14 protein-coding genes and 1 pseudogene are annotated in these 9,405 nt (G+C 30.9%); all 15 read left to right on the top strand.

The genetic code is table 11. The annotated features are described in order from the left end of the window. The coding region (locus tag I6U48_RS23780) for a DUF4474 domain-containing protein (RefSeq protein WP_218322971.1) at positions 1–560 on the top strand (560 nt) is incomplete at its 5' end. 21 nt (positions 561–581) lie between these two features. Next, entirely contained in the window at positions 582–1,121 is a 540-nt protein-coding gene (locus I6U48_RS23775) for a DUF5104 domain-containing protein (protein WP_218322970.1), read from the top strand. 247 nt (positions 1,122–1,368) lie between these two features. After that, complete coding sequence (locus I6U48_RS23770; RefSeq protein WP_218322969.1) at positions 1,369–1,656, top strand: hypothetical protein; 288 nt, start codon at positions 1,369–1,371, stop codon at positions 1,654–1,656. 5 nt (positions 1,657–1,661) lie between these two features. Continuing rightward, a complete protein-coding gene (locus I6U48_RS23765) occupies positions 1,662–3,158 on the top strand; it encodes a hypothetical protein (protein ID WP_218322968.1) in 1,497 nt (498 codons plus the stop codon). An 8-nt stretch (positions 3,159–3,166) separates the two neighbouring features. Beyond that, a complete protein-coding gene (locus tag I6U48_RS23760) occupies positions 3,167–3,670 on the top strand; it encodes a hypothetical protein (protein WP_218322967.1) in 504 nt (167 codons plus the stop codon). Positions 3,671–3,686: 16 nt separating this feature from the next. Next, positions 3,687–4,085 (top strand): Imm48 family immunity protein, encoded by a 399-nt coding sequence (gene imm48, locus I6U48_RS23755; RefSeq protein ID WP_218322966.1) that lies wholly within the window; start codon positions 3,687–3,689, stop codon positions 4,083–4,085. 33 nt (positions 4,086–4,118) lie between these two features. Further along, positions 4,119–4,532, top strand: a complete 414-nt coding sequence (gene imm48 / locus I6U48_RS23750) for an Imm48 family immunity protein (protein ID WP_218322965.1) — start codon at positions 4,119–4,121, stop codon at positions 4,530–4,532. 253 nt (positions 4,533–4,785) lie between these two features. After that, entirely contained in the window at positions 4,786–4,935 is a 150-nt protein-coding gene (locus I6U48_RS23745) for a hypothetical protein (RefSeq protein WP_218322964.1), read from the top strand. Positions 4,936–5,063: 128 nt separating this feature from the next. Further along, positions 5,064–5,801, top strand: coding sequence for a hypothetical protein (locus tag I6U48_RS23740; protein WP_218322963.1), 738 nt, complete (start codon positions 5,064–5,066; stop codon positions 5,799–5,801). 27 nt (positions 5,802–5,828) lie between these two features. Continuing rightward, positions 5,829–6,764, top strand: coding sequence for a WG repeat-containing protein (locus tag I6U48_RS23735; protein ID WP_218322962.1), 936 nt, complete (start codon positions 5,829–5,831; stop codon positions 6,762–6,764). Positions 6,765–6,779: 15 nt separating this feature from the next. Then, positions 6,780–7,700, top strand: a complete 921-nt coding sequence (locus tag I6U48_RS23730; RefSeq protein ID WP_218322961.1) for a suppressor of fused domain protein — start codon at positions 6,780–6,782, stop codon at positions 7,698–7,700. Positions 7,701–7,969: 269 nt separating this feature from the next. Continuing rightward, positions 7,970–8,140, top strand: coding sequence for a hypothetical protein (locus tag I6U48_RS23725; RefSeq protein ID WP_218322960.1), 171 nt, complete (start codon positions 7,970–7,972; stop codon positions 8,138–8,140). Positions 8,141–8,180: 40 nt separating this feature from the next. Beyond that, entirely contained in the window at positions 8,181–8,528 is a 348-nt protein-coding gene (locus I6U48_RS23720) for an immunity 22 family protein (protein ID WP_218322959.1), read from the top strand. Positions 8,529–8,593: 65 nt separating this feature from the next. Further along, positions 8,594–8,914 (top strand): hypothetical protein, encoded by a 321-nt coding sequence (locus I6U48_RS23715; RefSeq protein ID WP_218322958.1) that lies wholly within the window; start codon positions 8,594–8,596, stop codon positions 8,912–8,914. 311 nt (positions 8,915–9,225) lie between these two features. Beyond that, a pseudogene (locus I6U48_RS23710) lies at positions 9,226–9,405 on the top strand (hypothetical protein); the annotation flags it as partial.

Here is a 9,405-nt window from a genome sequence, read left to right as displayed (position 1 = left end):
AAAATGGCGTTTATCATACCAGCCAACCATATTGTTGGCAATATGTAGGTGGTTATTGTGATATTTATGATGACGTATTTAATGCAGCCACAAGCATGAATAAGCGAAAATATCCGTTTAAAGTGGGCAACACTGAGTATATAATATGGATGTGGAAAGGAGATTATTTAAACTTAGGTGCAGGTGGAGAGGTTGGAATATATGATAATAGCCATAGTGTACCATCATTAAACATTAAGGGAGTCAATACACCAGCAATTGATAATGTTCCAGGGCTCTATGAAGTTTCCAAGGAAAATTCTCTAAATATGACTTTAAATGCAACTATAAATGACTCAACAACCGTCTTTAATTGGAATCCAGGAAAGCCAAACTGGTGGATTACAGGATGGAACCCTAAATTTCAAAATATAGCTGAAGAAAATATAGTACTTTCTGGTACAATAGATTTTTCGGGTCATGATGACATGTGGAGTTCATTTTACAGTGCACATAATAGAGATTTCAATTTGACGTTTCATCCAGATACGCATACAGTAGATTTTAAATGGCAGAAATAAGTGTTGAAATGTGGTGATATTATGAAAGATAAAAGTAAAATATCTATTCTATGTAAGTTTATGTTTATAATAACAATGATTTTAGGATTAACTTCGTGCTCTTTGCCGAAGCAACTACCATTTATGTATAGTCCACCAAATGAAGAGCAACAAATTGCAAAACAAGAAAAATTGGTGCTTGATACAATAAATACAAGAGATATTTTGAAAGTTAAAGGCTCATTTTCAAAAAATTCTATTTCAAAAATAAATGACATTGATGGAAAGCTTAAAGAATTTTTCGACTTTTATTCAGGAAAATATGTTTCAAGTAAATATGGCAGCTCAATAGGCGATCTTTATGAAAACGGAAATCACAAGAAGTCCTTTTATTTAATCATTACTATTACCACTGATAAAGGTTCATATGTAATAGCCTGTACCGATGTGGTTAGTAGTCCAAAGAATCCAGATGATGTAGGAATTTGTCAGCTTAGAATCATTCATGAAGCGGATGTGGATTCATCAACTGCTTGGCATGATGGTGATGGAGATACTCCTGGAGTAAGATGCTTTAAATAAAATGGTGAACAGTTTTCAGGCGATTTTGTTGTAGGTAGTGGAATTGTTTAAACAAAAGATTTGTATTCTTAACAAAATCAGAAAAAGAAGTAATGAAGGTGGTAGAAATTATTATTAGATTGGTAGCTATCGAAAAGATGGCTACCACTAAAATTTTAATATAGATTTCAACTAATAAAGAGAAGAGGGAATTGTAATAAATTCCATAAGAAAAAGCGATGGAGGACTTCCAGATCCGGGAGTAAAAATGTTTAGAATAAGCTCAGGGAGAGAAATAAAGTTTACTGATGGAGAGATAACTATATCAGCAAATGGAGCGGTAATAACCATAAGCGACAGCGGAATTCAGATATCTGGAGGCGGAGTGAATATAAGTGGAGGAATTATAAGTTTAAATGCAGGAACAATAACGGTATCAGCCAAGGATTCTATAGGTTTAAAATGCAAAGCCAGTGAAATACAGATGAGTGGAGAGACAAGCATTAAGGGGTCTAAGGTGAGAAATAATTATATGGAAATGATGAAAATGAGGTGAGGAGGATGGGATTTTTTAAAGCTGTGGTTAACGTTGTTAAGGCAGTAATTAAGGCTGTAACAACGTCAGTTGCAGCAATAGGAAAAGCTGTTAGCTCAGGAAATGCAAAAGATATTAAAAATGCGGTGGATACTATAGAGAAAGGAATTAATGATATAGAAAACGCAAATAAAGAATTGGAAAAGGAGATGAAGAAAAAGCTAAAGATAACAACAGGAGCTGAAGATTCAGGTATAATTCCAACCTGGGAGGATATTAAAAAAGGGTGGAATAATAATATGTTGATGGGAAAAGATCCAGGTATTATAATTAAATGTACAAAGAGCTTTTTTAAAGGATTAGTGTATGATACTGGAAAGAGTGCGCTTGAAGGTATAGGAAATATGTTTATGCATCCTATAAAAACAGCTGAAGGAATTGCAAATGCATTATCACATCCAATTGACACAGGTGCTGCTATTGGTAAGGAGATTGGAAATGCATTTAATAAAGAAGTTATAAATGGAGATGCAAGTTCCAGAGCACATTTTGCGGGAAGAGTGCTAGGAGAAGTAGCATTAGCTGTATTTGGTCCTAAAGGTGTAGATAAGGTTACTAAAATTGCTAAAGGTAGCGAATATGCAGCAGAAGCAGCCAACGCTTTAAATAAAATAAAGAATATATCTGTAAATTCAGAGAAGCTATCACAAGCAGTAGGAAGATTAAACAGCGTTATAAATAAAGCGGATGAATTAGTTGAAGCAAGTACGGGTTTTAGAATATCAAATGTTGTTGAAGAATATGGTAAAGTTGGGATCCAGACTATTGAGAAAAATGAAACCCAAATTAAGTATATGGAAGCTGTTGAGGATGCTGTTAAGGGGGCGGGTGATCCTGAATTAAAATCTAGTGAAAGTCTTTCTAATAAAAATATTAATAATGATAGAGTTGAAGTAAAAGATGGAAAAAGAAATACACGTTCGGAAAATAGTCTAAGAAGAAAACTAGAAAATAGAATAGATGCCCAAGGGAATAAAATGTATACAGAAGAAGAAATCAAAGCTATAATGGACATACGTAATTCTGAGTATGAGTTAACATTAGAAAATAGTGAAAAAATTATAATTAAACGTCATGGCTACCAGAAAAATGATGCAACAGGACAATCACATCATTTAAATCAGGATGCTGCATATAGGGAGATTATTCCAACGGAAGAGGGCTTAGCGATTGATGCAGATGGAAATGTATTTATGGAGCCGGAAAGTAGCCATTATAAGGCACATGAGACTATGGAAGAATTTTGGGATGATTATAGAGTTGGAGGAGAAATGGATGGAATTAAACCGACAGTAGGAGAATATAATTCTGCATTGAAAGATTCTATGGTTAATGCTGGATTTTCAGAAGCTGATGCAGATTTAATTACTGAAATAGCGGCAAGTCAGCAAAGGGCATATGGACTTACAGAAGCAGCTGAAGTTCCTAGAATACCAGGAAGAATAAATGCTATAGAAAGGTGAGAATTCTAATGGAAGAAATGATTGAAAAGTCTGTCAATGATATGGTGGAAAGATTAAAGAACATATCGTGGTTTGAGAATTGTGGAAGTATGAATGCTATATCTAAATATGATATTAGTTATTCTAAAGATATAGAAAGTACAATAAAGCATTGTTCAAGTACAAGATGGGCTAACCTTTTGCTAGATAAATGGCAAGATGTAAGTTCATATATTACTGTATATCGAGTGGAGACTAAATATCGCTGGAATGATGTTATTAAAGTAATAAAAATGAATATATTGCCAGAACTTTCTGACCATGTAGAAAAAAGATGGAATATTAAATATGGAGAATCTGAAGTTATAAAAAGTATAATAAAATCAAATTTATTGTTTTTTTTAGCGTTATATGCGTTTCGTGAATATAAGGAAGAGCCATTTCATAATGAATTATTAAACATTTATGAGCAAGGTTGTTTCCCTTGCGGTTGGAAGGGAACTTATCCAGAGGGAAAAATAATTATTTTTTAAAAAAGGATGTAAATAAATGAATAATGGTGTTTTTGTTAAGAATTGTAAAAATATGTCTTTAAAGTTATTTGAAGTAATGGAGATAGAATTTGAAGATTCTACAGAATTTGATCGACAGATGTTAGCGATGTTTTCTTTTGGGATGATAAGTGCATATGGGATGGAAGAAAAAGTTGCAGTTGATGTTGTTAGTGTAACAACGGAATATGTGTTAATAAAGGTTTTTAAATATTCAAAAGAACAGGCGAAAACTTTTCTTAAGTTATTAATCAATAGTACAAAAAAAGAACAAAATCCAACTTACTATCGTATAATCCATGAAGGAATAGAAATGTATTATGAGTATGCTAAGGATGAATGTGATAAAATGTTTGACAGAATTATGAAGATGTATTTAGCTTTCAAGAAAAAGTAATTTATGTTATAGAGAATGGGAGTTATAATATAGGTGGAAGAGGAGAAGTTTTTAGTAGAGAGTAAGGAATTAGTTGGAAATTTATTTGAAATTCTTGAGATTGAGTTGGAAGAATTAAGTGAGCAGAAAAAAGAATTGATAATTGCTTATTTATTTGGAATGATGAGTATAATGGCAGAAGAAAACCAAATTTTGTTAAGTGAGCAATATTCTGCCGTTGAGAAAGTTATAATGGAAGTTTTTCAATATTCTAAACAAAAGACAATTAATATTATAAAAAAATTGGTGGATAGTACGCAAAAAGGTGGTAATGAGATATTTAGGATCATGATACATCAAGGAAAGTATATATATCCTAAATATAAAAACAAATCTTATAATCAAGTATACGATAGGCTTACAAACCTAATTGATTTTATTGTTACTGGTAAATATAAAAATTATTAGAATTTAATATCTCTCATCTTTTAGAAGGTGGGGGATATTTTGATATTTAAAAATAAATGAAAGTAGCTTTACAGGGATCTCAGATATAGCATAAAGGTATTTTGGAACAGAACATGGAAGCGAACTTGAGATAACTCCAGGTGCGATAAATATAGTTGGTGGATGCAAAGAGCCATTAAAACTCAGCATAGAAGATGCATTAGGTGTTACATTAAAAAGTCATAAAAAGTTGAAGCTCAGTGCAGGAGCCGATGTGTCATTTTATACTCCTAAAAAAATAGCAATAAATGCATCGAGTCAGGTTATGGTAAAAAAAACCAGCATGACTAGTGGACTTTCTATAGAAAGTGAATATCACTTTCTAGGTGGTAATGTTATAGCTGAGGGAAAAGATAGAACATAAATACAATATTTATATTAAAAGGTGGTCATGATCTAGCAAAAGGAATTGAAAAAAAAGCTGGTGATTTAGGAAAAAGAGAATCAAGTGATATTGATGATTTTAAAGAAAATAGTGGACCTAAGCCATCAATGGAAGGTGTACCAGATGGGTTCTTTGATTATAGTTCTAAGATTGATGATAACATAAGTAAAGCTGAATTAAATGAGCAGCAGAAGAATTATAATAAAGTCGTTAATGGTGATGGGGAAGCTGTTTATGAAGAAAAAGAACCTAGTAAGTTAGCTGAGAATGAATTCGAAGAATTAAGTAAAGCTTTAAAATCAGGAAATATGTCAAGAGTAATGATAAAAGAGCTAAAAGCGGGTATGGTGGAAGGAAAGTATTCAATAGAAAAAATTGATGATGGAAGTGCAAGCTATAAAATAGATATAGTAGAAAATGGAATGGTTAAAACAACTGTATTTATAGATGATTGTGGTAAAACCGTAAAGATGGAATGGAAAGTAGAAAATGGAGGAAAGCGTGGACATGGGTACACACGAATTAAAGTTCCAAAAGGAACCGAAAAAGGACATATAAAGTCTATACAAGATGGTGCTAAGGACAACTGTATAGAAGACAGTCCATTGAATATAATTCCTCAGACTCCAGTAGTAAATGATCCTAGAATAAAAATGTTTGAAAACTATAGAGCTAGAGAATGCCAAGGAGATAAAGTAATTACAGAGATTCTTAGTGAACCAAAAGGATATGTAAGAGTAAAAATTCCTAATAAGAACATAGATGTTACATATAATCCATTATCAGAAGGTGCTAAAAATTGGCCAAAGGATTGGTTTAAGAAAGAAGGAAAAACATTTGATTAAAGTTATTAAAAATAAAGAGGGGATAAGATGAAAGAATGTCTTTACTTAATTAAAATAGACAATTTATATGGATTTATTGATAATAAAGGAGAAATTATAATTGAACCACAGTATAAGAATGCAAGAAATTATAGTGATGGACTTGCGCCAGTTTTAACAAGAGATAACCAAAGGGGATACATAGATTTTGAGAATAAAATGGTTATATCGATTAATGCACAATATATTGGAGAGTTTAATAACGGAATTGCTGAAATTACAGTAAATGGAAGAGATGGATGCATAAATAGGCAGGGTGAATTTTTAGTTTTACCTCAATATGATATGATAAATGCTATCAATTTATCAGGTACAATAGTAGTTAAAATAGATGGGAAAATGGGAGTAGTTGATAAGCAGGGGAACTTTCTAATTAAACCCATATATAAAAGTTTATCAACATTTTCAGAAGGATTAGCAGCAGCTATTAATGAACAAGGCAAGTGTGGATTTATAGATGAAAAAGGGAACACTGTAATTGATTTCAAATTTAAGCAAAATTCTTTTTTCTCTGAGGGTTTAGCGGAGGCTTCTTTAGATGGAGAAAAATTTGGTTTTATAGACAGGTCAGGTGAATTCGTTATTGAACCTAAATATTATCAAGTATTTGAATTCAAAGAGGGTTTAGCTGCCTTTAGGTTAAAAACAGGAGGAAAGTGGGGGTATATAGACAAGTGTGGAAATATTGTTATAAAAAATAAATATCAAAGTGTTGGTAATTTTAGTGATGGAATAGCAGTTTTTGAAAATAAAGATTCTAGTGGTTATATTGATAGAAATGGTAAAGTCATGTTGAAAAACGTGTTTTCAACAACAGATGAATTTAAGAATGGCTTGGGATGTGTAACATACGAAGGTGAATGGGGATATGTTAATAGAGAAGGAGAATGGGTATACAAACCACGAAATTTTGATCTTTGGTAGAAAGAGGGAGATTAAATGTTTTTTTTAGATAGAGTGTCTGCTCTTCGAATTGTATTAGAAAAATCACCTTATTTTGAATACTTATATAGAAATGCAAAACAGATTGGGTTTAAGTTTGAAAAAGAATGCGAACTGCTTACTTTAGATTATGAGAAAGAATCTGTAAATATAAAAACCTTTGATTCAGGGAAAAAGCTAGAACCTGAGCTTTGGGTAGAGCTTGATGAGGCAGAACTTATAAGATTTGCAGAAAAAGGAATTGCATTATCAAGAATAGTTATATCGACATCAGATAAAGGGCAATTACTTGATCCTGCTATTGATACGATACTTCGAAGGATATTTATGCCGCCTACTGATAAAAAATATCCATTGAATGATAGAGTTGAACTTATATATGGAGGCATGTTTGGCTTTCAAGAACCAACCATAGTATGGAAAAGTGATAAAAGCCAATTACTTGTGATTAAATATGATAATGTGTTTAATGGGCTTGATGTATATATAACAGCAGGTTTTACAAATCCTACTTTAGAACACTCTTTAATTGAATTGGAAGAGGGAAAAATATCAGGTTATGGATATGAATTAATGATCTTTGCTGAATCTGATGATATAGTATTTCATAGGGAACTAATAAGTTGGGCGAAGTACATAGATGATACAGGTAATCACATATATCAAGGACAATACCTAGAGTATAATGAAGGAATAATACAAGGAACAAATTTAGCTGGATTCATTCTTCTAACCCCCATAGAATTCCCGGAAGTTATACCTGTATCAGATGGTTTTGGAGTATTGAATTTGCTGATTGGAGTTACAGAAAAAGAGCTTCAAGTTGCCAAAAAACAAGATATTTATGATGTTGCAGATAAGTTGCTTGAAAATGGATATGTAAATTTTACGCCAGCGAATAGAGAGTCTGTATTTTAAGAAATTGTATAGAGAGTCATCTTTAAAAGTAATAAATTATTTTAAAATATATATAAGTTATAGCAGCTATAGAAGAGTAGAATTTAAATTAATTAACAACTTATTCAACAGAAAAACTATTTTGTATTGAAATGAAGGAGATAATATAGAAAATAATTTAATTCTACAATAAAAGTCTTAATAAGAATATATGGTCAATATTGATGTATATAACTTATTAAGGCTTTTATCTTGAATGAGATAAAAGTCAAGAATATAATGACAGTTTTATGATATGGATTGGAGCACATCATTGTTCAAAAAGAGGTAAAATAGTACATAATGAGTTATTTGATTTAATTGATAATAGTAAAGATTATAACTATTTTAAGAAAAATCTTGCAAAATGGGCAGACACAAAATTAGAAGGTGGAAGGAATATCTTCCAAAAGGACTATTAGATTTTAATTAGAGAGGAGAATTCTTGTGGAATGAAATGGAATGATATCTTTATGGATTGGAAATTTTAATTCAACAGTAGAATTGAAAAATTATGTTTGTTTGGGATATACAGCAGATGGAGATCAAATATATTCAAAATTTGCAAATGAATTTGATTTTGGACATACTGATGATGACTCAATAGAATATGAATTTTATGAAGAAAAATTGGTAGCAATTAAGGATTTATTAATACCTTTTTCTTATAGTAATATAATTATTCATGGATTTGAAAATATATTTGATAAGCCAGTTAATTCATTAATTCTTTTATATGATTATAAATATGAAGATGAGATTATAAAAGGTAATAATGTTGAATATGTAGGCTGTGTATCATATTTGTAATGGTTTATTGTTCTGAAAATTGAATAGATTAAATAAGTTTGAAATTATTATACAAGGGGGATATGATGTTATTAGAAATAGTAAATAAAATTACAATAGAAATTACAAAGGAAAAGGAAGAAAGATTAAAAAAGAGAATTGAGGATTGTGTAAAATATTGTCTAAACCAAGATAATTTTGAGATTAATTTTGAAGATAAATATCCAATATATTTTGGAGGAAAAGAAGTGGAAAAAGGGGTATTTGTAAATTTAGAAGTTTATAATAGAAAACAAAATAAAGAAAAATATATGAATTTAAAAGAAGAAATTAGAAAAATATACTTAGAAGAATTAGAAATACTAGAAGAAAGAGTTTTTGTGCAATTTTATGATTGTGAAAAGTAATTATACTTAGTAGCAAGTGTGGCACAGCCCCACAAAGGTGCCAGACACCACCCGGAATTTGTAAAAATATGGTCTGTTTTAGTAGTAAGTATCTATAAAGAGTTTGGCTATAGATGTGACAAAATGGTGCAATAATCCAAAGTAAGAACTTTACAGAACTAAGCAAAAGGAAAAATTAAGTGTTAAAGATGAAATAGAAAATGTGAAAAACTAAATTTTAGAATTAAGTGATAGAAAACTTTTTAAGAATTTAAATTTTTAGGTTCTTAAAAAGTTTTTTGTTTTTATATGTTTCGCAAATAATTACATTTATGGAGGATAACACTTTAAACCTGGAGGCAGGGGATAGTGTAAAGCTTTATTTTCCTTCAAATAAAGAGGAAGAGGCTGTAGTTATAAATTCTGTAAGAAAAAAGGACAAAGGCGGAGACAAAATAGATAGTCCGGAGGTTAAGTATTTTAGAGCAAGTTCTGGTAAGGAAGCAATGTTT

Source organism: Clostridium thailandense (assembly GCF_019207025.1).
Classification (GTDB): domain Bacteria; phylum Bacillota; class Clostridia; order Clostridiales; family Clostridiaceae; genus Clostridium_AM; species Clostridium_AM thailandense.
Note: the sequence above shows the minus strand (reverse complement) of the source record. Positions and strands in the feature narration are given on the sequence as shown.